This window comes from Peribacillus sp. NPDC097895 (genome assembly GCF_050277555.1).
Lineage (GTDB): Bacteria > Bacillota > Bacilli > Bacillales > DSM-1321 > Peribacillus.
The window spans coordinates 278,141-303,675 of record NZ_JBNNSH010000003.1 but is presented as its reverse complement, the minus strand read 5'-3'; the positions used below and the strand labels follow the sequence as shown (position 1 = coordinate 303,675).

At 42.1% G+C, this 25,535-nt stretch carries 27 protein-coding genes and 1 riboswitch; of the genes, 26 read left to right on the top strand and 1 reads right to left on the bottom strand.

The genetic code is table 11. From position 1 onward, the window contains the following. Position 1: 1 nt before the first annotated feature. From ACQKMH_RS17770 to ACQKMH_RS17685, 18 genes are all read left to right on the top strand, one after another. Positions 2–844, top strand: a complete 843-nt coding sequence (locus ACQKMH_RS17770) for a DegV family protein (protein ID WP_427588789.1) — start codon at positions 2–4, stop codon at positions 842–844. A gap of 194 nt (positions 845–1,038) precedes the next feature. Continuing rightward, positions 1,039–2,370 (top strand): DEAD/DEAH box helicase, encoded by a 1,332-nt coding sequence (locus ACQKMH_RS17765; RefSeq protein ID WP_427588788.1) that lies wholly within the window; start codon positions 1,039–1,041, stop codon positions 2,368–2,370. Further along, positions 2,363–3,055, top strand: coding sequence for a ComF family protein (locus ACQKMH_RS17760; RefSeq protein ID WP_427588787.1), 693 nt, complete (start codon positions 2,363–2,365; stop codon positions 3,053–3,055). Before ACQKMH_RS17765 ends, ACQKMH_RS17760 begins: the two co-directional genes overlap by 8 nt. 98 nt (positions 3,056–3,153) lie before the next feature. Then, positions 3,154–3,573 carry a TIGR03826 family flagellar region protein gene (locus ACQKMH_RS17755; protein WP_427588786.1) on the top strand — a complete coding sequence of 140 codons (420 nt, stop codon included), beginning with the start codon at positions 3,154–3,156 and terminating at the stop codon, positions 3,571–3,573. Between the two features lie 214 nt (positions 3,574–3,787). Beyond that, positions 3,788–4,051, top strand: a complete 264-nt coding sequence (gene flgM / locus ACQKMH_RS17750; protein ID WP_427588785.1) for a flagellar biosynthesis anti-sigma factor FlgM — start codon at positions 3,788–3,790, stop codon at positions 4,049–4,051. A 78-nt stretch (positions 4,052–4,129) separates the two neighbouring features. Further along, positions 4,130–4,618 carry a flagellar protein FlgN gene (locus ACQKMH_RS17745; protein WP_427588784.1) on the top strand — a complete coding sequence of 163 codons (489 nt, stop codon included), beginning with the start codon at positions 4,130–4,132 and terminating at the stop codon, positions 4,616–4,618. Positions 4,619–4,648: 30 nt separating this feature from the next. After that, positions 4,649–6,208, top strand: coding sequence for a flagellar hook-associated protein FlgK (gene flgK, locus ACQKMH_RS17740; protein ID WP_427588783.1), 1,560 nt, complete (start codon positions 4,649–4,651; stop codon positions 6,206–6,208). A 15-nt stretch (positions 6,209–6,223) separates the two neighbouring features. Beyond that, positions 6,224–7,102, top strand: a complete 879-nt coding sequence (flgL, locus tag ACQKMH_RS17735; RefSeq protein ID WP_427588782.1) for a flagellar hook-associated protein FlgL — start codon at positions 6,224–6,226, stop codon at positions 7,100–7,102. A 41-nt stretch (positions 7,103–7,143) separates the two neighbouring features. Then, a complete protein-coding gene (locus ACQKMH_RS17730) occupies positions 7,144–7,725 on the top strand; it encodes a DUF6470 family protein (RefSeq protein ID WP_427588781.1) in 582 nt (193 codons plus the stop codon). 7 nt (positions 7,726–7,732) lie between these two features. Further along, the gene (gene fliW / locus ACQKMH_RS17725; protein ID WP_427588780.1) at positions 7,733–8,176 is read left to right on the top strand and encodes a flagellar assembly protein FliW; all 444 of its coding nucleotides are present in this window, start codon (positions 7,733–7,735) and stop codon (positions 8,174–8,176) included. Beyond that, positions 8,176–8,409, top strand: coding sequence for a carbon storage regulator CsrA (csrA, locus tag ACQKMH_RS17720; protein ID WP_427589004.1), 234 nt, complete (start codon positions 8,176–8,178; stop codon positions 8,407–8,409). The genes fliW and csrA overlap by 1 nt, the downstream gene beginning before the upstream one ends. A 138-nt stretch (positions 8,410–8,547) precedes the next feature. Next, on the top strand, positions 8,548–9,813 hold the full coding sequence (locus tag ACQKMH_RS17715) for a flagellin (protein WP_427588779.1): 1,266 nt from the start codon (positions 8,548–8,550) through the stop codon (positions 9,811–9,813). Between the two features lie 231 nt (positions 9,814–10,044). Beyond that, the gene (gene flaG, locus ACQKMH_RS17710) at positions 10,045–10,407 is read left to right on the top strand and encodes a flagellar protein FlaG (protein WP_427588778.1); all 363 of its coding nucleotides are present in this window, start codon (positions 10,045–10,047) and stop codon (positions 10,405–10,407) included. Between the two features lie 14 nt (positions 10,408–10,421). After that, on the top strand, positions 10,422–11,933 hold the full coding sequence (locus ACQKMH_RS17705) for a flagellar hook-associated protein 2 (protein WP_427588777.1): 1,512 nt from the start codon (positions 10,422–10,424) through the stop codon (positions 11,931–11,933). Positions 11,934–11,957: 24 nt separating this feature from the next. Further along, complete coding sequence (gene fliS, locus ACQKMH_RS17700; RefSeq protein ID WP_427588776.1) at positions 11,958–12,359, top strand: flagellar export chaperone FliS; 402 nt, start codon at positions 11,958–11,960, stop codon at positions 12,357–12,359. After that, complete coding sequence (locus tag ACQKMH_RS17695; protein WP_427588775.1) at positions 12,359–12,703, top strand: flagellar protein FliT; 345 nt, start codon at positions 12,359–12,361, stop codon at positions 12,701–12,703. The genes fliS and ACQKMH_RS17695 overlap by 1 nt, the downstream gene beginning before the upstream one ends. Positions 12,704–12,955: 252 nt before the next feature. After that, positions 12,956–13,513, top strand: a complete 558-nt coding sequence (gene hpf, locus ACQKMH_RS17690) for a ribosome hibernation-promoting factor, HPF/YfiA family (protein ID WP_230159038.1) — start codon at positions 12,956–12,958, stop codon at positions 13,511–13,513. A gap of 659 nt (positions 13,514–14,172) precedes the next feature. Continuing rightward, positions 14,173–14,258, top strand: a riboswitch (cyclic di-GMP riboswitch). Positions 14,259–14,289: 31 nt separating this feature from the next. Further along, positions 14,290–14,430, top strand: coding sequence for an anti-repressor SinI family protein (locus ACQKMH_RS17685; protein ID WP_427588774.1), 141 nt, complete (start codon positions 14,290–14,292; stop codon positions 14,428–14,430). Positions 14,431–14,554: 124 nt separating this feature from the next. Here the strand turns inward: ACQKMH_RS17685 and ACQKMH_RS17680 are convergent, their stop codons facing one another. Beyond that, positions 14,555–14,878, bottom strand: a complete 324-nt coding sequence (locus ACQKMH_RS17680; protein WP_427588773.1) for a helix-turn-helix domain-containing protein — start codon at positions 14,876–14,878, stop codon at positions 14,555–14,557. A gap of 426 nt (positions 14,879–15,304) precedes the next feature. On the opposite strand from ACQKMH_RS17680, the gene secA reads away from it, so the two are divergent. The 8 genes from secA to ACQKMH_RS17640 all read left to right on the top strand — a co-directional run bounded on the left by secA (position 15,305) and on the right by ACQKMH_RS17640 (position 25,450). Beyond that, on the top strand, positions 15,305–17,818 hold the full coding sequence (gene secA, locus ACQKMH_RS17675; protein ID WP_427588772.1) for a preprotein translocase subunit SecA: 2,514 nt from the start codon (positions 15,305–15,307) through the stop codon (positions 17,816–17,818). Between the two features lie 168 nt (positions 17,819–17,986). Beyond that, positions 17,987–19,085, top strand: a protein-coding gene (prfB, locus tag ACQKMH_RS17670) for a peptide chain release factor 2 (protein WP_427588771.1) whose coding sequence is annotated in 2 segments (ribosomal slippage) — positions 17,987–18,049 and positions 18,051–19,085 — 1,098 coding nt in all. Because the reading frame shifts where the segments join, the coding sequence is not laid out codon by codon here. Between the two features lie 215 nt (positions 19,086–19,300). Continuing rightward, on the top strand, positions 19,301–20,128 hold the full coding sequence (locus ACQKMH_RS17665) for a YitT family protein (RefSeq protein ID WP_427589003.1): 828 nt from the start codon (positions 19,301–19,303) through the stop codon (positions 20,126–20,128). A gap of 48 nt (positions 20,129–20,176) precedes the next feature. After that, on the top strand, positions 20,177–20,518 hold the full coding sequence (gene cccB / locus ACQKMH_RS17660) for a cytochrome c551 (protein WP_427588770.1): 342 nt from the start codon (positions 20,177–20,179) through the stop codon (positions 20,516–20,518). 296 nt (positions 20,519–20,814) lie between these two features. After that, positions 20,815–21,501 carry a cell division ATP-binding protein FtsE gene (gene ftsE / locus ACQKMH_RS17655; RefSeq protein ID WP_061141190.1) on the top strand — a complete coding sequence of 229 codons (687 nt, stop codon included), beginning with the start codon at positions 20,815–20,817 and terminating at the stop codon, positions 21,499–21,501. After that, on the top strand, positions 21,491–22,384 hold the full coding sequence (gene ftsX / locus ACQKMH_RS17650; RefSeq protein WP_427588769.1) for a permease-like cell division protein FtsX: 894 nt from the start codon (positions 21,491–21,493) through the stop codon (positions 22,382–22,384). The genes ftsE and ftsX overlap by 11 nt, the downstream gene beginning before the upstream one ends. A 111-nt stretch (positions 22,385–22,495) precedes the next feature. Further along, a complete protein-coding gene (locus ACQKMH_RS17645; RefSeq protein WP_427588768.1) occupies positions 22,496–23,887 on the top strand; it encodes a murein hydrolase activator EnvC family protein in 1,392 nt (463 codons plus the stop codon). A gap of 138 nt (positions 23,888–24,025) precedes the next feature. Next, complete coding sequence (locus ACQKMH_RS17640) at positions 24,026–25,450, top strand: S41 family peptidase (protein ID WP_427588767.1); 1,425 nt, start codon at positions 24,026–24,028, stop codon at positions 25,448–25,450. Positions 25,451–25,535: the final 85 nt, after the last annotated feature.

Genomic DNA, 25,535 nt, shown 5'->3' with positions numbered 1-25,535 from the left:
TATGAAAACCGCAGTCGTAACAGATAGCACTGCATATATACCTAAGGAAGTGCGTGAACGTTTACATATACATATGATGCCGCTTAATGTCATTTTCTCCAATGAGGCTTACCGGGAAGAAGTGGATATTGCTGCGGATGAGTTTTATGAGGAAGTAAAGAAGTATGATAAATTACCTACGACTTCACAGCCTCCAATCGGACTGTTTGTCGAGAAGTTCGAGGAGCTGCAAAAAGAATATGATGATGTCATTTCGATTCATTTATCGAGTGGCATCAGTGGTACGTATCAAGGTGCGGTATCGGCAGGAGAAATGGTTGAAGGAATCAAGGTTCATGCCTTTGATTCGGAAATCAGCTGCATGGTCCAAGGGTTTTATGTGATCGAGGCTGCTAAGATGGCACTTGATGGAAAGGGTGCAGGAGAGATCATGGCCAGGCTCGAGGAAATGAAACCGTCCGTCAGGGCATACTTCATGGCAGATGACCTATCCCATCTACAGCGAGGTGGACGCTTAAGCAGTGCCCAAGCATTGATCGGCAGTCTGCTTCAAGTGAAGCCGGTTCTCCATTTTGTCGATAAAGTCATCGTCCCGTTCGAAAAAATCCGCACCAGAAAAAAAGCAATGAAACGGATTGCTGATATACTTGGGGATGATGCGGCAAGCGGGGAGAAGTATAAAGCAGTCATTATTCATGCAAAGCGTGAGAGTGAAGCTAAAGACTGGAAAACCGAACTAGAAGCACGGTTCCCGAATGTCGAATTCGACATTAGCTATTTCGGTCCAGTAATCGGAACCCATCTGGGAGAAGGCTCGATGGGGATGGGTTGGTATAAAATATAAGCAGAGACGTCCTTCCCCGAAAATGGGGAAGGCCTTTTTTATGGAGCAAAGAGGGAAAAGGGATTTGAGTGTAAAAAGCGAATAATATTGGAGAAGTGTAATTTATTAAGAAAGAAGGTTACAGTTTGGAAAAAATGATCATTTCTCCCCCTTTTTCCCCGGAACTTCAAAATCATCTCTCAGGAAGACATCTTTTGGCCTCCGAAATCCCATTTTCCCAAGAACTCATCGCCGAGCATATCAAAAATGGATATGTTTTGGAAACGTACGGCGTGCAATCCGAAAATGGTCGTTTTAACTGTGTGCGCTGCGGTAACAGAGATCCAGCCTTGTTTTATACCTTCCCATGCAGGATATGCAATCGGGATTGTACTTACTGCCGCTCATGCATCATGATGGGACGGGTCAGTGAATGTGCACAGTTATATAGGTGGACCGGTCCCTTTTTGGAGTTTGCCATTCCTGATAAAGTGATGAGTTGGGATGGCACTCTATCTGCAGGGCAGCAAACGGCCTCGCACCGTGTCGTTGATGCGGTAAGCGGGGAAAGTGAATTTCTGGTTTGGGCTGTATGTGGTGCTGGTAAGACAGAGGTCCTATTTGCAGCCATTGAGGCAGCCTTACTTGCTGGGAAACGAATCTGTTTAGCAACACCAAGGACGGATGTCGTTCTCGAACTCTCCCCAAGATTAAAAAAAGCTTTTCCCTCCATTGATATATCATCCTTATATGGCGGCAGTGCTGATCGCCATGGGTGTTCGCCGCTTACTGTTTCCACAACCCATCAGCTTTTCCGCTTTATTGAAGCCTTTGATGTCATCATTGTCGATGAAGTCGATGCGTTTCCCTACACGGCGGATGATTCCCTCCATTATGCGGTTAATAAATCGAAAAAGTTTTCGGCCGCAACCATCTACTTGACCGCCACGCCTTCGAAACGTATGCAACGATTATACCGAAACGGCACATTGAAAGCCGCGACAATCCCAGCCCGCTACCATCGTCAGCCAATTCCTGTCCCTGAAATGAAGTGGTGCGGCAACTGGCAAAAACAATTTCTTAAGAAAAAAATCCCTTCAGTGATTAACAGGTGGGTAAGTGAACGCCTACAGCAGAATATCCCCTTCTTATTGTTTTTTCCAAGCATTCAAGTGATGGAGCAGGTCATACCGCTGTTTCAAATGCTGTCCCCTAAATTGAATTGCGTTCACTCACAGCACCCAAATCGAAAAGAAAGAGTCATGGCATTAAGGAATGGCGAGGTTCCAGGATTATTGACCACGACCATCCTGGAACGCGGCGTCACGATTGAACGTTTGGAAGTAGCCGTGATTGGTGCTGAGCATGACGTTTTTACAGAAAGTGCCCTCGTTCAGATTGCCGGCCGTGTAGGGAGAAGCAAAATTCACCCTACAGGGACGATTACCTTTTTTCATTATGGTAAAAGTAAAGCCATGGTCGAGACGATTAACCATATCCGAATGATGAATGAAGCTGCCTCGAAAAGGGGGCTGCTGGATGAGTAGGTGCCTCGTTTGTGATGAAGGAATAAAAGAAGCGTTGACGTGGATGAGCCTGTTCAAGCGGTCTGAGGCAAAGGCAATCTGTGAAAGATGTGAGGAGAAGCTTCATGTGATAACCGGAGATACATGTTCAATCTGCTCAAGGGAGATGGACGGGAATTACAGCACCGGTGACCTCTGTCTAGATTGCTCAAGATGGGAAAGGAATAGGGAATGGGCAGGCTATTTATCCAAAAACATATCGCTTTTTCATTATAATGAATACCTCAAAGATATTATTGCCAAATATAAGTACCGAGGCGATTATGCATTGGCTGGGATTTTCGTCCCTTTTTTAAAAGATGGGCTAAAGGACATGGAGTTTGATCTGGTAACGGTCATTCCGCTTAGTGATGAACGGCTTAGGGAGCGTGGATTCAACCAGGCACAGGCTTTGGCAGATCTTCTGGGACTTCTTACTGTTGATGTCTTAACGCGGATCCATACGGAAAAACAATCAAAAAAATCGCGGCAAGAGAGGATGGCATTACCGCAGGTTTTTCAGGTCACACAATCGGATTTGCTGCAGCATAAAACCATTCTGATCATCGATGACATTTATACGACGGGCACGACCCTGAGGCATGCTGCCAAGGCGTTAATGACAGCTGGGGCAAAAGGCGTATCTTCTATTACTTTGGCTAGGTGAAACAGCTTATTTTAATGAACTTCCTAAAGTATCGCTCGTATTATTCGATATATACAATACTGAAGAATAATCGTTGTGATGGTGAAGGAGGGGCCTCAATGGAAATATTCAATTGTCCAAATTGTAATTCATTATTCGTTATGACGAAGTTCCGTGATGTTTGCGATGCCTGTTATAAAGAACAAGAAGCCCAATATGATAAAGTTTATGCATATATTCGCAAGAAAGTAAATAGAACGGCGTCCATGATGCAAGTGGTCAAGGACACAGGCGTGGAAGAAAATTTGATTATAAAATTTGTGAGAACAGGTAAGCTGAGAATTGCGCAGTTCCCCAATTTAGGCATTCCTTGTGAAAAATGCGGCTCTCACATCAAGAGCGGAAGGTTATGCAGCAAATGCAGCGATTCCCTCATTACGGACTTGCAGGCATATGAAAATGAGGAAAAGCGCCTAAGCAACATACAAGAAAATAATAAAAAAAATGCGTATTACATGAAGGATGATCAAAAAGGATAATTCATGGCAACATGATGCATGATTTGGTAAAATATTCGATATTGAGAACAATGATCGTCAATAGGTGGTAAGATTGAAAGAAACCATAAAAGAAATCCCTTCCTTGTCGATAATAATGATAGGGAGAATAACACTTCAGAGCCATTCTCATGGTCTGTGAAGGAATCGTAATATAATGGGATTAAAAAATCGACTGAAGGAGAGGATCTGGAATATGAAAATCAATAACGTCGGTATGACAGGTGTTAACCCATATAATCTTCAAGCCAATAAAGTGGGGAATATCAAAGAATCTAAGGTCAATGCCTCGGATAAAGTTGAAATTTCTTCAGCGGCAAAAGAAATGCAGCAACAATCTTCCATCCCTGCTGCAAGACAAGCCAAAGTGAACGAACTGAAAAGCCAAGTGGAAAACGGAAATTATAAATTGAATGCACAAGCGACTGCTAAGGGTCTGATAGATTTTTACAAGAAATAAACGCTCAATGAAAATATTTGAAGGAAGTGGACGGAACCATTCTCCGTCCTTCATTTATGAGCAGAGGAGGCAGTGGGAATGTCTGTACGGAACATCATCGAGTCGCTTGAAAAGTTGATCAAGCTTCATAAAAGCTTCAATCAATTAGCGATTAGAAAAACGGCCACTTTGAAAGCAAATGATACAGAGGCAATTACCGCCCTGCTGATACAGGAACAAACGCATATTAAAGCAATCAATCAAACCGATAAGGAAAGAGAAGGGGCAGTCGCGGAATATCTTGCAGAAAATGGAATTGGGGGACATTCGGCCTCCATCAATACCGTAACGGAATTAACAGGACCAATTGAAACGGGAATCCTTGAACGGTTAAAAGCTGAATTGATTGATGAGGTATCTAAGCTGAAGGAGCGGAACAGTTTAAATCAGCAATTGATCTATCAATCCCTTCAATTCATCAATGTCTCTTTGGATATGCTGAGGCCGCAGAATCAGAACCTGAATTACGGGAACTCGGTTGAAAAACCGGCAAAAAGCGGCATGGGAATGTTTGATTCAAAAGCATAAGAAACAGAAAAAAGATGGAGGTTTGAGCAAATGATTTCAACCTTTATGGGTCTTGAGACGGCTAAGCGCGGGTTATCCACCTCTCAAGGTGCCTTGTACACAACAGGAAATAACGTGGCCAATGCCAATACATTAGGATATTCAAGGCAGCGGGTCAACTTGGTGCAGACGTCTGGCTTTCCCACTGTCGGATTGAACAGCCCGCGGGTAGCCGGCCAAATTGGTACAGGCGTAACGGCAGAAACGGTACAGCGGATCCGGGACAGTTTCCTGGACGCACAGTACAGGACACAAAATAATAAAATCGGTTATTACGGGGCCATGAGTGAATCCTTGGCGAAAATGGAAGGGATCATGAACGAACCAACCGACAGCGGTTTAGCCGCAACAATGGAAAAATTCTGGAATTCACTGCAGGGATTAACGGCCAATACGGAAAACTCAGGGGCGCGAGAAGTTGTTGCCTCGACGGGCGTAATGGTCGCGGATACCCTTAATTACTACTACAACTCGCTGACCAGCGTTCAAACGGATATCGGAAATCAGATAAACGTCAAAGCGAACGAAATCAATACGCTCATTAGCAGTATTGATCAACTGAACCAACAGATCAGTAAAGTGGAGCCCCATGGTTATATCCCCAATGACCTTTATGATAAACGTGATGTACTTGTTGACAACCTCTCTCAGCTTGTCAGTATTAAAGTGAACAACGTCATCCCGACGGATTACGGCAGGGCCAGTGATGCAGCTACAGGGCTATATAACATCGAATTAATGAAAGAAGATGGCTCATCCTATGCGCCGCCTATCAAGCTAGTCAGTGTTAACCAAACTGGGATGATAGGAACGTCGAAGGTCGAAGTTAACTATGATAAAAAGACAGGCATGGTAGATGGAGTGAAATTTGGTTCGAAAATAATGATGGATTACAAATTCTCAGGAGAACTATCCGGTTTGATCAACAGCTTTGGCTATAAAAAGGATGATGGCACGGTCGTGGGAGCTTACCCTGATATGCTGAAAAAGCTCGATATTATGACGACGGCTTTTGTGAATGAGTTTAATGCCATCCATAAACAAGGATATGCGTTAGGAGACAGCAATACGTCCACATTGAACTTCTTTGAGATTGAACCAGGCAAAAGTGCTGCCCAAAGCATCAAGGTGAACAATGAGATTGTAAAAGATCCCTCGAAAATTGCCGCAGGCGGTAAAAGCGGAGGAGCATCCGGAGATAATGAAAATGCTAAACTCCTGGCTGACCTGAAGAAGAAAGCGTTTAGTGAGTACTCCACTAGGGACCAAAATTCAAAGGAATTGACAGGAAGCTTCGACTCCTATTATTCGGGAATCATCGGCAAGCTTGGGGTGGATTCACAAAGTGCCCAAAAGAACCTTTCCAACTCTGTCGTGCTCGCTACATCCGTTAATCAAAATAGGGAGTCCGTCAGTTCCGTATCCCTTGATGAAGAAATGACGGATATGATCAAATTCCAGCAGGCATACAACGCTTCTGCAAGAATGATGACGATGATGGACGAAATGCTTGATAAAATCATAAACGGGATGGGCACTGTAGGCCGATAATAGGAGTGAACGAACATGCGGGTAACGCAATCGATGCTAACCAATAATATGTTAAGCAATTTGAGCAGCAGTTACGAGAAGATGGCCAAGCTGCAGGAGCAGGTATCTACTCAAAAGAAATTTACTAAACCATCGGACAATCCTGTTGCAGCCATGATGGGAATGGGGTACAGGACGAATCTCAATCAAATAGGGCAGTATCAGAGCAATATTTCTGAGGCGACAAATTGGATCGACAGCACGGATGATGCCATTAGTGAAGCAGTTTCCGCCATGCAACGGATTCGTGAGCTAACGGTTCAGGCCAGCAATGGTACGTATGAAGGCGAACAAATGAAAAATATTTCAGAGGAAATCAAGCAATTAAAAGAACATCTCGTAACACTCGGTGACACACAAATAGGCGGGAAATATATTTTCAACGGTCAGGATACGAATGTAAGACCATCGTCCGTTAAAGACGCGAATGGGAATACGGTCTATGGTACAGGGGACATAAACCTTGAAGTGTTTTCGGGAATTTCCCTTAAAATCAACACGGACGGTTCCAAGACTTTTGGAGATGCACTTGCTTCAGGCGGAAGCATCGACCAAACAATCGATGCATTGGAAAACGGCGGCGACGTGAGCGGCACACTTGAAGGACTTGACGCAACGATAAATACCTTCTTAGGCATGCAGGCCAAGGTTGGCGCAAGGCAGAACCGGATTGAGCTGATGACGGACCGTCTCAAGCAGCAGGAGGTCTTTGCTACCGAAATCCTTTCGAAAAATGAGGATGTCGATATCGAAAAAGCGATCATGGATTTGACGACCCAAGAAAGTGTCCATAGTGCTGCATTAAGTATCGGAGCAAAAATCATGCAACCGAGTTTATTGGATTTTCTTCGCTAAGCTATTCCTAAAAGGATAGCTTTTTTCTATAAGGAGTGTTGATGATGCAGTTTCCGCAAATAAGTTTGCAATCCACCTCAATGAAGATCGGATTGAATATCGAACAGCCTGTACAGCAAATAGAACAAAAGCCAGCAGTTCAATCAATCGAACAGCCGCAAGCGATCCTGGAAATCCAAACGACACCAGGCAAGCTGACGATCGATCAGTCAAAGGCCAGGGAAGATATGGACTTGAAAAGCCTCTCCAAGCGGGTGGAGGAATTTGCGCAGCAGGGATATGAGGATTGGTTGGCGGGGATGGCAAGACGCTCACAGCAGGGGGCAGAGCTGAGGCATATTGAAAAGGGCGGTAATGCACTGGCTGACCAGGCCAAGCAAAACAGCAAAGGGCCTGAGAGGCAGTTCAATCTTGGCTGGATTCCCTCTCATTTCAGCGTGAAGCTGGACTACCAGCCGGCGCAAGTGGAGATTGAGGCAACTGCTCAAAAACCGATCATTGATGCTCAAATCAATACACCGAATCATACATACACACCAGGCAGTGTGGATGTCGAAATTCTACAAAAAAATGCACTGGATATAGATTTCATCAATTTATTTCCGGATGAGATAGGAGAGTGAAACAAAGATGATTCTACAAACAAAATTTCATGGCGAAATCGAATTACCGGAAGAAGAGATTTATCGATTTGATAGCGGGATACCGGGTTTTTTAGAAGAAAAACAGTTTTGCTTGCTAACTTTGGATGACACGCCCTTTTTCGTCCTTCAATCAATAGAAACAAAACAGGTAGCCTTCATTATGACGAATCCATTTGATGTATTTCGTGATTACGAAGTGAAGCTTACGGATGAGGTATTATCTTCTTTACAAATAGAAACGGAACAGGAAGTCGTTACTTTCGTTATATTAACGATTCAAGACCCTTTCAACGAAACGACGGCGAATCTCCAGGCTCCCATCATCATCAATAGCACTAAAAAAACGGGCAAGCAACTTATCATGAGCGGCAGTGAATACGGTACAAAGCACAGGCTGATTGAACCTCTAGTAGAACAGGGGGAAAAATGATGCTCGTATTGACGAGAAAACTAAATGAAGCGATCATGATTGGCGATGATATCGAAATAACGATCCTGTCCATCGAGGGAGAACAAATCAAGCTCGGTATCAATGCCCCGAAAAACGTCGATATCCATAGGAAGGAAATCTATCTGTCCATCCAGCAGGAAAATAGCGAAGCCACGAAAACGGAATCCAATCTCCTGGAAAACATAAATGAGTATTTCAAGAAAAAATCGTAAAACCCACTAAATATGTTTCCGAGCAGGTCGATATTACATATACAACGATGAGCAGTGAAATAGGCGGCCGACTTATTCACTGCCCATCGTAAATAACCACATGGACGTGGGACCTTAAAACTCAAGGAGGAAACATAAATGATCATCAATCACAATATCTCAGCTTTAAACACGCACCGTCAATTATCAAGTGCAACGAATGCACAATCCAAATCAATGGAGAAACTAGCTTCTGGTATGCGCATCAACCGTGCAGGCGATGACGCAGCTGGTCTTGCAATATCTGAAAAAATGCGTGGACAAATCCGCGGATTGGACCAAGCTTCCCGTAACTCTCAAGATGCAATTTCATTGATCCAAACTGCTGAAGGTGCATTAAACGAAACGACTGACATCCTTCAACGTATGCGTGAACTTGCGACTCAAGCATCAACAGATACAAATACAACTAGTGACCGTGGAGAAATCCAAAAGGAAATGGATTCATTAACATCTGAAATCAACCGTATAGGTAATACTACTGAATTCAATACTCAGAAACTATTGAATGGTTCTAAGGATTCAGCAACTGTAGCTCAAGCTGCAGTACCAGCTTCTCCTGCTGTTGCTGGTAGCGTAACATCAACAGGAACTTTAAGTACAAATGTAGGCGACACAGTAGTAGTGGATGGAAAAACATTTTCAGTTGCAGCTGCTGATGATGCAGCTGCAGGAGAGTTCACGGATCTTGATGGATTAGTTGCTGCTATTGGAGCAGATGCCGAATTAAGCGCTAAGTACACTGCGACTAATGATGGCGGAAAACTTAAACTTGAACAAAAGCCTGGAAATGAATCTGCAACAGCAGCAACTATCGCTGGAACTGGCGGTCTATCCGTAGATGCTGCTGCAACTGTAGATGGATCTGCTGAAGTAAAAGCTAAAGAAGCTGTTGAAGCTGGCGCAGGTCTTCAATTCCAAATCGGTGCAAACGAAAATCAAAGCCTGACACTTGAAATTGGTGACATGCGTGCAAGTGCTCTTGGATTGACTGGTACTGGAACAGGGTTCACAACTGGAGCAAATGTAAGCAATGGTACAGATTCTACAGGTGTTGAATCCGGCCTGGATGTTTCTAATGCTAAAAACGCATCAGCGGCTATCACAAAAATCCAAACTGCAATTGACACTGTATCAGCTGAACGTTCTAAACTAGGTGCTAACCAAAACCGTTTAGAGCATACGATCAACAACTTAGGTACTTCTTCTGAAAACCTGACAGCTGCTGAATCACGTGTTCGTGATACAGATATGGCTAAGACTATGATGGAGCAAACTAAAAACTCTATCTTGGCGCAAGCATCTCAAGCAATGCTAGCTCAAGCCAACCAGCAACCGCAGGGCGTTCTTCAGTTACTTCGTTAATTTTTACTCGGTTTCATTCAAAAAGACTCCAGATATTTTTCTGGAGTCTTTTTATTTTAAGAGAAAAAAACAGAGAAAAATATGCTAGAATCCCTTTTCATACAGAGTGAAAGGATGTAAACAAAACAACATTCATGAAGGTCTTTAGATTTCAACCAAAAGCTAAGAGTGACTAAAAATAAAACCTTAATTACCGATATAAAAAGTAAAGACATATTGGGGGCTATTTAGATGCTGGAGAGTTTGTCCACGAATATTCTTTCCTCACAACTTAGAACAGCCATTTCAGAGGGAATTAGTTCCTACTATCAAAGAGAAATCAATACAGTTGCCTATTCTGAACAAAGTGTGGAATCCAATAATCAACCTTCAAAGGAAATTGTGCAAGATATAGTGGATGGTTTGAACACCTTTCTGAATCCAACTCATACGGCCGTTCGTTTTGAATATCATGAGAAGCTGGATGAGTATTATGTCAAGGTTGTGGATGACGTAACGGATGAGACGATCAGGGAAATTCCTCCGAAGAAGTTATTGGATTTCTATGCGGCAATGACGGAGTTTGTCGGCATAATGGTGGATGAAAAAATATAAGCGGGTGATCAATTGTGGTACGAATCAGTGGTTTAGCAAGTGGGATGGACATTGATGAATTAGTTAAAAGCATGATGCAGGCGGAACGGGTGCCTTTGGATAAATTAACGCAGAAAAAGCAGTATTCCGAGTGGCAGCGGGATGATTACCGCTCGATCAATACGTCTTTATCAGAGTTGGATACGCTCATTCGTGATGGGATTGGGAAGCAGTCTTCCTTCATTAAAAAGAAGGTGTCGGTATCGAATCCAGATGCTGTATCAGTGAAAAATATAAGCTCGACAAGTGATTTTACTGGAAATATCAAGGTGAACGGACTTGCCAAAGCAGCAACCATGACCAGTACAGATAAATCAGCCGTTACTGACCCGAAAAAGAAACTGTCTGAATTGGGTATTACGACACCTCAAGATATTACGATACTGGCCATCAATAAAGATGGCGGTTTTGATACGGAAGTAAAAGATGGGGCAACAGCAGAAAAACCTTATACGCTTACCCTTAATGCGGATGATACGTTAGAGAGTGTCATTAATAAAATTAATGCTAACTCGGGAGTGACTCTATTTTTCGATGAAACGTCCCAGAAATTTTCCATCACTGCTAAAAACACAGGTGATGTTAAAGATCGTCCTGAAATTGAATTGGGTGGTACCGGAGATTTCTTCAATACGTTAAAAATGAGCAGTAATAATGAAGGTACTGGCGGCACAATAGGGGAAAATGCATCGATTACTTATAATGGCCTGGACATTTCCCGACCTTCGAATACGTTTCAAATCAATGGAGCGGAAATAACGATAAAGCAGAAAACGACGGATGCCATCACATTCTCTTCAACAGCTGATGTGGATTCCATCTTGGACACAGTCACTCAGTTTGTGAATAAGTACAATGAAATCATTAAAAAGATTCAGGATAAAACAGGCGAGGCGAAATATCGTTCTTTTACCCCGCTTACAACCGAGCAAAAGAAGGCGATGACAGAGGATGAAGTGAAGCTGTGGGAAGAAAAGGCGAAGAGCGGAACGTTAAAAAGCGATTCGACACTAAAAAGTCTCCTGACCACGATGAGATCTTCTCTATACACTTCGGTGGATGGGATCACAGGAAAGAACAGTCTCAGCAGTTTGGGAATTACCACAACGAAGAATTACCTCGAGGGAGGTAAATTAACGATTGATGAGGATAAGCTCCGTGCTGCCATTTCTGAAGATCCAAATGCGATTTATAGTATGTTCATGGCTGATGGAACGGAAAAAGGCGAAAAAGGACTGGCGCGCCGTTTGCGGGATGATATACAATCTTCCATGAAAACGATAACGGAAAAGGCCGGAAAGGCCGGATTTGTTAATAACTCATTTACCATCGGGAAGCTGGTTAACGGATTGGATACCCGGATCTCATCATTTGAAGCAAAGTTAACGAAATTGGAATCGCGCTACTACAGCCAGTTCACGGCCATGGAAAAAGCGATTCAAAAGGCGAACAGCCAAAGTTCCTCGTTAGCTTCTTATTTTAGTTAAGGCAAGTCGGAAAGGAAGTTAAGTATGGCGATAAATAATCCCTATCAATCGTATCAACAAAATTCAGTCAATACAGCCTCCCCGGGAGAGCTTACGTTAATGCTTTATAATGGCTGCCTAAAGTTCATCATGCTTGGGAAGAGGGCCATCGAAGCAGGAAATATCGAAGCGAAAAATACGAACATCATAAAGGCGCAAAACATTATCCATGAATTGATGGTGACGCTGAATATGGATGTCGATGTATCCAAAGAAATGATGAGTCTGTATGATTTCATGAACCGACGCCTAATAGAGGCGAATGTGAAAAATGATGTTGCTGCCTTGGAAGAGGTGGAAGGTCTCGTTACTGACTTCCGTAATACGTGGAAGGAAGTTATTCAGTTGAATCGGAAAAAACAATTTACCCAAAGTGGTCAAGTGTAATGGTGATTCAAACCTTTCATGATTTGACTACTGAATTAATTAACGTTCTGGAAGATCAGGCATTTGCTGAACGTGATGATAAAATAGAAAGGGTCATACAGCTGATTGATCAGCGGGATGAGCTACTATCTCAAATCAAACCTCCTTTTACTGGTGTGGAGCAACAGCTAGGCCGGGCAACGATGTTGCTAAACCAACAGGTGGACCGCTTGCTGATGCTCCAAAAGCAGGAAATACAGCGTGACATCCAGGAAATTAATAAGAAGAAACAATCTTCTAATAAATATACGAATCCATATGAGAATCTATCAATCGATGGCATGTTTTACGATAAAAGAAATTGATTACCCGACCGTTTGAATTCCAAACGGTTTTCATGTTAAATATTTTTAAATTTTCTGTAAATAATTTAGGCTTAATTTTTTCTTTATGGCTAGGCATTTGTTATAATGAAGCTAGGGCAGACATCAACCCTTTCCAAACCTTCCGACAATTGTTTCATAATTTCGACATATTTCATGATGTGTTTCTAAAGGGAACCGGAGGGGTATTGTAGAATCTAACTGTATAGTCTTAATTTAAGGAGGACTCACTTTATGAATTACAACGTACGCGGTGAAAACATTGAGGTAACTCCAGCAATTCGAGAATACGTCGAAAAGAAAATTGGCAAGTTAGAACGATATTTTAACAATACACCAGATGCAAATGTGTTAGTGAATTTGAAAGTGAACAATAATACATCCAAGGTCGAAGTGACGATTCCTATGCAGAATTTGGTTCTTCGCGCTGAAGAGGAAAATGCGGATATGTATGCTGCCATTGACTTGATCAATGATAAGCTTGAACGCCAAATTCGTAAACATAAAACGAAGGTCAATCGTAAATTCCGTAACAATCTATCTACGACTCCCGAGGCATTTGCCTTCAATACGGAAGTTGACGAAGTGGTGGATGAATTCGAAGATGAAAATGATATTGAAGTGGTCCGCAATAAGCGCTTTGATTTAAAGCCGATGGACAGTGAAGAAGCAATTTTACAAATGAATATGCTTGGTCACAGTTTCTTCGTATACACGAATGCGGATACTAACACAACGAACGTGGTGTACCGCCGTAAAGACGGACGCTACGGATTAATTGAACCTAGTTAATGATGAATCCATGATCAAAAGCACAGCCCAGCCAATGGGTTGTGCTTTTTTAATTTGATAGATTACTATTTGTTGATATTTGAGGGGCATTACATAAAAAATGACCCCATCACTTGTTCTCTAAAAAATACAAAACGATAGATTTTTCTTTAAAAAGAACAAAATTTGTTCTTTAATGAGATAAATGGGTCGTTTCACCTATTCTATCACCCCTTCCTTTTGTACTATACTCAAATTGTCAGTTCTTTAAAAAGAACGTTTTGTTGTTTATAAAAAACAATTTGATCAAGGCGCAAAGGGGTTGTATTTTTTGTATCAAAAGAATTGCCATGCGTGCCATAGGGCTTCTTTTAGCAGTGCGGAAAATGGAAAGTGGCTTTGCCCGACATGTGGTGAAGACTTGACCGTGCAAAAAGCCTTGGATGCACTTACAATGGAGAGAATTAATGCGGCCCATCGAATGAACAAGAAGAGCAATATTTACTATTTTGTTAACAAGCGTAATTAAAAGGATAATAAATGAAGTGAATTTTCTTAATATTGTAATATTTTGTCGTATAAAAGTTTTGCATTTTGGTAGTTTTGCGACATAATATAGCAATATATGGAGTGCGTATCCGTTATAATATAATTAAAAGGGATGTATTTGGTAATAAGTACCACGACAAAGGCAAACTTATTGAAAGATGAGGGCGCAAAGGCACAGGTCTAAGGTCCTCGAGACTAAGATGGCTGGTCTGCCTGAAATACAAAGAGTATTTTAGGAGGTAGAAGAGGTGGCAAATGTGGAAATGGACCAAGAATGGGTGAAGTTGATTTCAGAAGCAAGGAGCTTGGGTTTTAAAAAAGAGGAAATTAGTGCTTTTTTTGAACGGAAAAGCCTTGAGGTTACATTAGAAGAAAATGATAGAAGCTAAGTATCGAAAAAAACAAAAACATCCCTATAAACAGCGGTTTCATTCATTAGCTGTTTATAGGGTTTATTCCTCTAGCTTATTCGAACTGTATTTTTTTGGATTATGTAGGTAGACTAAAACTCTTCTATTCTTCTTTATCTTTTCTCCATTTATTAAATTCGATGAATTCCCTGAATTGTTGTTTTGAAACGCCTGAATTCATAGCTTCCTCAACGATTTTCATCCAGTCAGTGTCCAAGGTATCCTTTTTGGGTGCATCGTAAAGAAGGTCATTAACAGGAATGTTAAGTACGGCGGAGATTTTTTCGAGAAATTGAATAGAAGGATTCGTTTGTAAGTTCCGCTCGAGCGAACTTAAGTAGGACTTGGCCACGCCGGCTTTATCGGCAAGTTCAGTCATCGACATTTTCTTTTCTTCTCGCAGTTTTTTTACACGTTCACCAATCATCAATACCACCTCGAAACATGTTCTATTTATCTTCTGATTAAAATTATTTAGTAGCCCACCTTAAATCATTCAAAACATGAAGCCTGTAAGGTTGGATACCTTGACATGCTATCGCTAGAGAGTATAGAGCATCTAGTGATGGAAGGTTATGGATAATTCGCATTTGCATGGAATAGTGGGGAGTGTACAATATAATTTTTTACTTCCTTCTATTTTAACAGCTTTACTCCTCATTTATCCATTGTTTTTCGCAAGAATTGAATTCAGGTCAATAAGCATGGAAGTGACATGAAGTTGTACCTCTAGGATAGAAGTGGTAAAATTAAGCGTGGATTAGTAATAATAGAGGGTGTGTTCCTTCTTACTTATATGAATTTTGTCAAAAATCAATGAACGATCATTACCATAATAGAGGAGCGTTATTGAATGCTTAATATATTAAATAAAGTTTTTGATCCGAATAAGCGAGAAATCAAACGTCTGGAAAAAATCGCTGATCAGGTCGAAGCGCTGGCGGATGGGACGGCTGCGTTATCGGATGAACAGTTGCGTGCTAAAACGGGGGAGTTCAAAGAGCGTTATCAAAACGGGGAAACCGTTGATGATCTGCTTGTTGAGGCTTTTGCGGTTGCGCGTGAAGGGGCAAAGCGTGCTCTAGGCTTGTATCCTTACCGCGTCCAAATCATGGGAGGGGCATCCCTTCATGATGGCAATATCTCCGAGATGAAAACAGGGGAAGGTAAAACATTAACATCCACCATGCCAGTTTATTTAAACGCGCTTACTGGTAAAGGTGTACATGTCGTAACTGTCAATGAATATTTGGCACACCGTGATGCCACTGAGATGGGTGTATTGTATGATTTCCTCGGATTGACCGTCGGATTGAACTTGAACAGTCATTCTAAAGAAGAAAAACAAGAGGCTTACAATGCTGACGTTACGTATAGCACGAATAATGAGTTAGGCTTTGACTATCTTCGGGACAATATGGTGCTATATAAAGAACAAATGGTACAACGCCCACTGCATTTTGCTGTCATTGATGAAGTCGATTCGATTTTGATCGATGAGGCGAGAACGCCATTGATCATATCCGGTGCTGCACAAAAATCGGCCCAGCTCTATATCCAAGCCAATGCGTTTGTGAGAACGTTACAAAAAGATACCGATTATACGTACGATGAAAAGACAAAAGGCGTTCAGCTTACAGAAGATGGGATGAACCGTGCTGAAAAAGCGTTTAATATCGATAACTTGTTCGATATAAATCACGTGACTTTAAATCATCATATAAATCAGGCTTTGAAGGCACATGTTTCCATGCATTTGGATGTGGATTACGTTGTCCAAGAAGGCGAGATTGTCATCGTTGACCAATTCACAGGCCGTTTGATGAAAGGCCGTCGTTACAGTGAGGGTCTCCACCAGGCGATAGAGGCGAAGGAAGGCCTTGAAATTCAAAATGAAAGCATGACACTTGCGACGATTACGTTCCAGAACTATTTCCGGATGTACGAAAAACTTTCCGGTATGACTGGTACAGCCAAAACGGAAGAAGAGGAATTCCGCAATATCTATAATATGAATGTCATTGCCATTCCGACAAACAGAAATATCGTCAGGGATGACAGGCCAGATCTAATTTATGCTTCAACTGATGGGAAATTCCGGGCTGTTGTGGAAGACATCGCCGAACGTCATGCAAAGGGGCAGCCAGTGCTTGTCGGTACAGTCGCTATTGAAACCTCTGAAGTCATTTCAGCTTATTTATCTAAAAAAGGAATCCCTCACGATGTTTTGAATGCAAAGAACCATGAGCGTGAAGCGGAAATCATTGCGAATGCAGGTAATCAAGGTTCAGTTACGATCGCGACGAACATGGCTGGCCGCGGTACGGATATCAAGCTTGGGGAAGGCGTCAAGGAGCGTGGAGGCCTTGCTGTCATCGGTACGGAACGTCATGAAAGCAGGCGTATAGATAACCAGTTGCGTGGTCGGTCGGGCCGTCAAGGAGATCCGGGGGTCACTCAATTCTATTTATCAATGGAAGATGAATTAATGCGTCGCTTCGGATCGGATAACATGAAAAACATGATGACAAGGCTTGGCATGGATGATTCCCAGCCGATTCAAAGTAAAATGGTGACAAGGGCCGTTGAATCAGCCCAGAAACGGGTGGAAGGCAATAACTTCGATTCACGTAAACAATTGCTGCAGTACGATGATGTTCTCCGTCAACAACGGGAAATTATCTATAAGCAGCGTTTCGATGTGATGGAAAGTGAAAACCTACGAGAAATCGTCGAAACGATGATTACGGCGTCCATCCAGCGCAATGTTGTCGCGTTTGCACCAATGGGCGATGAGGAAGGTTGGAATTTACGAGGTCTTGTCGATTACTTGAACGGCAACTTATTCAATGAAGGTTCCATCACGGTAGAAGATTTAGAAGGAAAAAATGAACCGGAATTGGTTGAGTTCATTTTAGCTAAATTGAAAGTAAACTATGACGAAAAAGAAGAAGAGCTATCTGAAGAACAGATGCGTGAATTCGAAAAAGTCATCGTACTTCGTGCGGTCGATAGTAAGTGGATGGACCATATTGATGCAATGGAACAATTGCGCCAAGGGATTCACCTTCGTGCTTATGGCCAAATCGATCCACTTCGTGAATATCAATCCGAAGGTTTCGCGATGTTTGAAGCCATGATCGCTTCTATGGAAGATGAAGTCGCCAAATACATCATGAAAGCTGAAATCCGCAATAACTTAGAGCGGAAGGAAGTCATAAAAGGACAAGCGGTCAATCCGAAGGAAGAAGACGGGGGAAAAGTGAAAAAAGCCCCGGCTCGTAAAAAGGAAGACGTTGGCAGAAACGCATTATGTCCATGCGGAAGTGGTAAAAAATATAAGAATTGCCATGGTAATTTAGGTTAAAGTTAGGTGTATAATGATTATGAGACGGTTAAGTGGAAGAGACTTGCCGCCTCTTTTCATGTTTAATTTGCATAAAGCAATATATTTGCATATAGTTTGAAGAGGCTTAATTGTACTGATGCGAACCCAACACAGGGTTTTTTAACATACTTAATGAGGTGAAGAGAAATGGAATTAGCAGAAATTAGAAATGAACTCGAACGAACAGCGCAACGATTAACGGACTTTAGGGGGTCTCTTTGACTTAGATGAAAAAGAGGCACGAATCGCACAGCTAGAAAATGAGATGACACATCCCGATTTTTGGAATGATCAGCAAAAAGCTCAGACTGTCATCAATGAAACGAATGCATTGAAAGAACAGGTCAATCAATTGTCCGATTTGAATGAGTCATATGAAAATCTGGATTTGACGTATGAACTTGTGAAAGAGGAGAACGATGAGGAACTTTTGGCAGAGCTGGAAGAGGAAATCACGGTTCTTTCACAAAAGATGAATGACTTTGAACTTCAACTTTTACTAAGTGAAGAATATGACTCGAAAAATGCCATTCTTGAACTGCATCCAGGTGCAGGCGGAACGGAGTCCCAGGATTGGGGTTCGATGCTGCTCCGTATGTATACAAGATGGGGTGAAAAGAGAGGCTTTAAAGTGGAAACCCTTGATTACCTTCCAGGTGATGAAGCGGGAATCAAGAGTGTCACTTTACTTTTCAAGGGCCATAACGCCTACGGGTATTTGAAAGCGGAAAAAGGAGTTCACCGTCTTGTTCGTATTTCTCCTTTTGATTCCTCTGGACGGCGCCATACATCATTCGTTTCTTGTGAAGTCATGCCGGAATTCGATGAGACGATCAATATAGAAATACGTACGGAAGATTTGAAGGTTGATACGTACCGGGCAAGTGGTGCAGGTGGTCAGCATATCAATACGACTGACTCGGCGGTCCGGATCACCCATTTACCTACCAATACAGTGGTGACGTGCCAAAACGAGAGATCACAAATCAAAAATAAGGCTCAAGCCATGAATATGCTGAAAGCCAAACTGTATCAACGTGAAATTGAACAGCAACAAGCGGATTTGGATGAAATTCGCGGTGAGCAAAAGGAAATTGGCTGGGGAAGCCAAATCCGTTCATATGTTTTCCATCCGTATTCCATGGTTAAAGATCACCGTACGAGTGCGGAGACTGGAAACTTGGGATCTGTCATGGATGGGGATATCGATATGTTCATTGATGCGTACTTACGTTCAAAATTATAAGATGTGAAAGCCGGACCGGTATCCCTGGTCCGGCTTTTTTTATGATTTCTTTTACATGGGACTCCCTTCATTCTCCCTTTAACGTTCATCTGGCTGACATTTACAGGATATGAAAAGGAATGCTACATTCCGTACAGCCAATACTAGTTAATAATGATGGTTTGAGGAGACAATATAGAATGAGAAAAAGATACCGGGAGCCGAAGCACCAATACATGCAAAAGTTAATGGAGTATGGATTGGTGATTGTGGGCTCGGCCATAATTGCCATTGGTTTTAATGTATTCTTACTGCCTAACCAAGTTGCATCGGGCGGGGTCAGTGGGATAAGTACGATTCTCAGGTCAACTCTCGGTTGGGAGCCAGCCTATGTACTGTGGGGGTTTAATATTCCTTTGTTCATTGCTGGGCTTATCATACTGGGAAGACATTTCGGAGCAAAAAGCCTGATTGGAACCTTGTTCTTGCCTCTAGTGGTATTTCTGACAAAGGATTGGGATGCATGGACGAATGATGCATTGCTTGGTTCGATTTGCGGAGGGATGATGGTGGGACTTGGACTAGGGATTGTCTTTCGCGGGAAGGGATCGACAGGGGGAACGGATTTAGCTGCCCAGATTTTTCATAAGTACACCCATATGTCATTAGGGACATGTGTGGCTGTCATTGATGGAATCATTGTCTTAAGTGCTGCGATCGTTTTTGATATTGAGAAAGGGCTTTATGCATTAATAGGGTTATATGTGACAAGTAAGACGATTGATCTTGTTCAGGTCGGCTTGAATCGTTCCAAAATGGCACTGATTATCACGAATAATGAAATGGAAATAAGGGATGCTATCATACATGAGCTTGACCGGGGAGTAACAGGGATCTCCGGGTATGGCGGCTATACGGATGATACTCGTCCAATATTGATGTGTGTAATAGACCAATCGGAATTCACCAAATTGAAACAATTGGTGAAACTCGTTGACCCTAAAGCGTTTGTCATTGTAATGGACGCATCGGAAGTACTTGGGGAGGGTTTTAAACTAGAATGAAATTGGTATAATGTTCTTGTATTGGTACGAAAAAGAGGGGGTAAGTTCATGAAAAAGAAATGGTTAGCCTTATTTTTAGGTACTTCTTTGGCCTTGGCCGCATGTGGCGGGAACGATGATGCCGCTGATAAAGAGCCTGCAAGTGAAAATAACGAAACAACAACGGCAGATGCTGGTGATGCCGCGAAAATTTACGAAAACAAATGTTCAAGTTGTCATGCAGTGAATCTCGAAGGTGGCGTGGGGCCGAATTTAACGAAGGTTGGATCGAAACTATCAAAAGCTGATATCGAAAAGGTCATTGCAAATGGTCAAGGAGCAATGCCAAAAGGAATAATTCAGGGCAAAGAAGCGAGCATGGTCGCTGAATGGCTTGCTAAACATAAGTGATTACCATCGAAACGTTCTGCAACAGCAGGACGTTTCATTCAGCCTCCTTTAAAATCCTCTAAACACCTCACATTTACCCCTTTACCAAGCAATCAAATTCTGGAATTATTACGTAGATGTTGATTTATGTCTAACTGAAATGAAACTGTAATAATTTTTATGCTTAATTTGACAAAATATGATGTTATAATGTTTCTGTGCTCAAGTAAGAGAGATTTCCTGTCAGATTTCAGTGAAAAATGTCGAAAAAGCCGTTAGTACATAGTGATAATACAAGCAAATTAGGTGGTTTTAGAATGATAGAAATGATAGATGTGAAAAAGACATATCCAAATGGCGTCATTGCCATCAATGGAATCAATGTGAAAATAAAGCCAGGCGAATTCGTTTATGTAGTAGGTCCCAGCGGTGCCGGGAAATCAACCTTCATCAAAATGATGTATAGGGAAGAAAAGCCGACAAGTGGTAATATCTTGGTCAATGGCCTCAGCCTCCCAAGTATCCGCAATTCGAAAGTTCCTCTATTCCGCCGTAATATCGGTATGGTATTCCAAGACTTTAAACTCCTTCAAACATTCACAGCTTATGAAAATGTAGCATTTGCCATGGAAGTTATCGAAAAGGAACCAGAAGAAATCAAAAAGAGAGTTATGGAAGTTCTGGATCTGGTTGGCATTAAACATAAAGCTAGAATGCTTCCTTCCGAGCTATCTGGCGGAGAACAGCAAAGGGTTGCAATAGCCCGTTCGATCGTCAATGATCCTAAGGTAGTCATTGCCGACGAGCCTACAGGGAATCTTGATCCTGAAACATCGTGGGAAATCATGAACATATTTGAAGAAATTAATAAACGCGGAACAACACTTGTCATGGCTACTCATAATAGGGACATCGTCAATAATATCAAACGACGTGTCATTGCCATTGAAAGTGGAAAAATCGTTCGCGATGAACATCGAGGTGATTACGGATATGAAATTTAGAACATTGCTCCGTCACTTCCGTGAAAGTTTTAAAAATATTGGCCGTAATGGATGGATGACGTTTGCTTCAGTCAGTGCAGTAACGGTCACACTAACATTGGTTGGCGTCTTTTTAGTGCTCATGATGAATTTAAATCATATCGCGGGAAATGTGGAGAAGGATGTCGAAGTTCGTGCGCATATTGATAATGCGGCGAATGATGACGATATAAAAGCTATCGGTAAACAAATTTCGGAAATGAACGGGATTGAATCGGTCATCTTCTCTCCAAAAGATGAAGAGCTTACGAATTTAATAGATGACTTAGGTGATAATGGTAAGGCATTTAAACCATTTGAACAGGACAACCCATTAAGGGACGTTTATATTATCAAAACGAAAACTCCGCAAGATGTCATCAAGGTGGCAAAAGAGATCGAAGGCTTTGAATATATCCAAAGTGTCAAATATGGACAGGGCTACGTAGAGAAATTATTCTCTTTCGTGAATATAGCGAGAAACATAGGGATCGTTCTTATTGTAGGTTTACTATTCACTGCGATGTTCCTGATCTCGAATACGATTAAAATTACAATTGTAGCTAGAAGAAAAGAAATTGAGATCATGAGATTAGTAGGAGCAACGAATACATTTATCCGTTGGCCATTCTTCTTGGAAGGACTCTGGTTGGGAATCCTCGGTTCTATTGTACCAATCGGTTTGATTTCTGTACTCTATTACAATATTTATAAATATGCAGCACCACAGATTACGTTCAAATTCGTGGATTTGCTACCTGCAAGCCCGTTTATTTATCAAGTTTCGGCCATCCTCATTGTACTAGGTGCCGTTATCGGAATATGGGGAAGCTTGATGTCCGTCAGGAAGTTCTTGAAAGTATAAAATTATCATCAAACACCTTCTTTTACACACGAATGTCAAAAGAAGCCTGATACAAATAGAGAGACGTTGCAAGGCACGGTATGTGACGGGATTGAAAGGGGAAATGAAGCGTTGAAAAAAAATATCATTGCCATGAATGCCTCCATCATGATTGGGTTGGGAAGCATTTTAGCAGCACCTTCGGTTTATGCTGAGTCGATTTCGGATCTAGAAAAACAGAAAGATTCCATTCAGGAAAAACGTTCGGGTGTAGAATCGAATATTTCCGACACGGAGAAAAAAATCGATAACCTGCACGATAAGCAAATGACCGCAGAAGAACAAATCGAGGCCATTGAAGCGAAAATTGCAGAGTCCGCGAAAAAAATCGATGCTAAAAATGCTGAAATTACACAAACGAAAAAAGAAATTGAAGCATTGAAAGAAGAGATTAAAGTATTAAAAGATCGGATTGCCAAGCGTAATGAAGTATTGAAGGAAAGGGCACTTTCTTTCCAGGAGACTGGCGGGGACGTGAACTACCTTGAAGTGTTATTCGGATCATCAAGTTTTGGAGATTTAGTAGACCGCGTCGGAGCTGTAGCGACAATCGCTGAAGCCGATCGGGATATTTTAAAGCAGCATGAACTAGATAAAAAAGATTTGGAAGAAAAGCAAAATGCCGTTGAAGCGAAGCTTGCTAGTTTAGAAGTGGCAAAAGCCGAACTATTGCAAATCCAAGAGCAACAAAAGAAGCAGAAGCAAGAAAAGGATGCATTAGTTGAGAAATTAAAGAAACAAACTAAAAAACATGAAGATGAGAAGATGGGCTTAGAGGAAGAAAAAGCGAATCTTGCTGCTCAAGAAAAGGCTATTAAATCAGCCATCGACTTAGAGCATCAACGACTTGCCGAATTGGAAGCAGCTCGTAAAAAAGCGGCAGCCGAAGCGAAAAAACGTGCAGAGCAAGAAGCAGCACAAGCAGCACAAGCGGCAGCCCAGGCGTCCGAATCCAAAAAACAATCTTCTTCATCAGGATCTAGTGCAAAAAGCAACAGTTCATCATCATCACCATCACCATCTTCACACTCATCGTCAAATGTAAGTCAAGTGCCTGCTGTATCATCGGGTACTTTTACAAGACCAAGTGCAGGATATGTATCTTCAACAATGGGTGAACGTTGGAATAAACAGCATGCCGGCATTGATATTGCTGCTAGTGGAACGGTTCCAATTGTAGCGGCAGCCGACGGAGTCGTAAGCCGTTCTTATTTGTCCAGTACATACGGTAATGTCGTCTTTGTTACCCATTCAATCAGCGGTCAGCAATGGACTACGGTATATGCACATATGAACTCTAGAAAAGTAAGTGAAGGTGCTGTTGTTGCCAAAGGTCAACAAATTGGTATCATGGGGAACACAGGACACTCATTCGGTCAGCATTTACACTTTGAGCTACATAAAGGCCCATGGAATTATAGCAAGTCCAATGCTGTTAATCCATTAAACTATATACCTAATTAATACCCCCTATAGATACGAATTAAAAGACCGGGATTTTATCCCGGTCTTTTTTTGTTGTGAGCACCATGATCTTCAAGCATATTTTTTCTGATCACCTCATATAGTGAAATACATATCAGGTCAGAAATGGGGATAAAGATGATCAAAAAATGGGTACTTCCTCTAGCCATCATCATGTCACTAGTCATTGGAGCACTGGGGGGCATATATTGGACAAGCCTCCCGAATAAGAATGAAGCAAAGCAAGAAAGCCAAACAATACCGAAAGATAAGGAATGGGCAAAAGTGGAACAAGCTTATGGTTTGATCGTAAGTCAGTATGTAGAACAGGTGGATGGGTCCCACCTGGTGGAAGGTGCCATCCAAGGCATGCTGTCAGCGTTGAAAGATCCCTATTCCGTATATATGGACAAGGAGACCGCTAAGCAATTCAATGAAACCTTGGACTCTTCTTTTGAAGGGATAGGGACTGAAATTGGTATGGAAGATGGTAAGGTGATAATTGTATCTCCTTACAAAGACTCGCCTGCTGAAAAAGCTGGTTTAAAGCCGAAAGATCAAATCCTTAAGGTGAATGGTGAAAGCGTGGAAGGGTTGGATCTGTATGAAACACGCCTGAAAATCCGTGGCGAAAAAGGGTCATCCGTCAAAATGGAAATAAAGCGTGCGGGGGTTTCCAATCCACTCGAGTTCAATATGGTGCGTGCCGAAATTCCGCTTGATACAGTGTTTTCATCAATTAAAGATGTGGCAGGAGCAGAAATCGGCTACATCGAGTTAACCACTTTCTCGGAAAATACGGCGACTGATTTCAAAAAGCAGATGAAGGCGCTGGAAAAGAAGGGAATCGAAGGATTGGTCATTGATGTACGCGGCAATCCAGGCGGCCTTCTATCTAGTGTGGAAACGATTCTTGGCGAGTTTATCACAAAAGATAAACCCTATTTGCAAATTGCTGAAAGGACGGGAGAAACGCAATCGTTTTTTACAAGCCTTAAGAAAGCGAAGAGTTATCCCATTGCCGTGTTGACGGATAAAGGGAGCGCCTCAGCTTCAGAAATTCTGGCTGGCGCGATGCAAGAGGCGGGAGGCTACCCATTGGTCGGTGAGAAGACCTTCGGGAAAGGCACAGTACAGCAAGCTGTTCCAATGGGCGATGGGAGTAAGATTAAACTTACATTATATAAGTGGTTGACGCCTTCAGGGAACTGGATCCATAAAAAAGGGATCGAACCGACAATCAATGTAAAACAGCCGGATTACTTCGATGCCCATCAGCTGGCTGTTGATAAGGTCTTGCAACGGGATATGAATGACGAACAGATCCAGTATGCCCAAAGCATCCTGAAAGGACTTGGATTTGAACCGGGTCGTGAAGATGGTTATTATGATTGGAATACTGAAATTGCAGTAAAAGCTTTCCAAAAACAATTTGGACTGAAAGTGACTGGTAAGCTGGGCGCTAAAACGGCGGCACATCTGGAAACCGCCATTCTAGAAAAGATTCAGGATGAGGATAATGATATTCAGTTACGCACGGCGTTGAATTATTTAGTGAAATAATAGTGAAGGTACTGTTCCTTTGGAGCGGTGCCTTTTTTACATTGATTGATCGTCCTTCTACAAGCATGAATGCTAACGAAGGGAA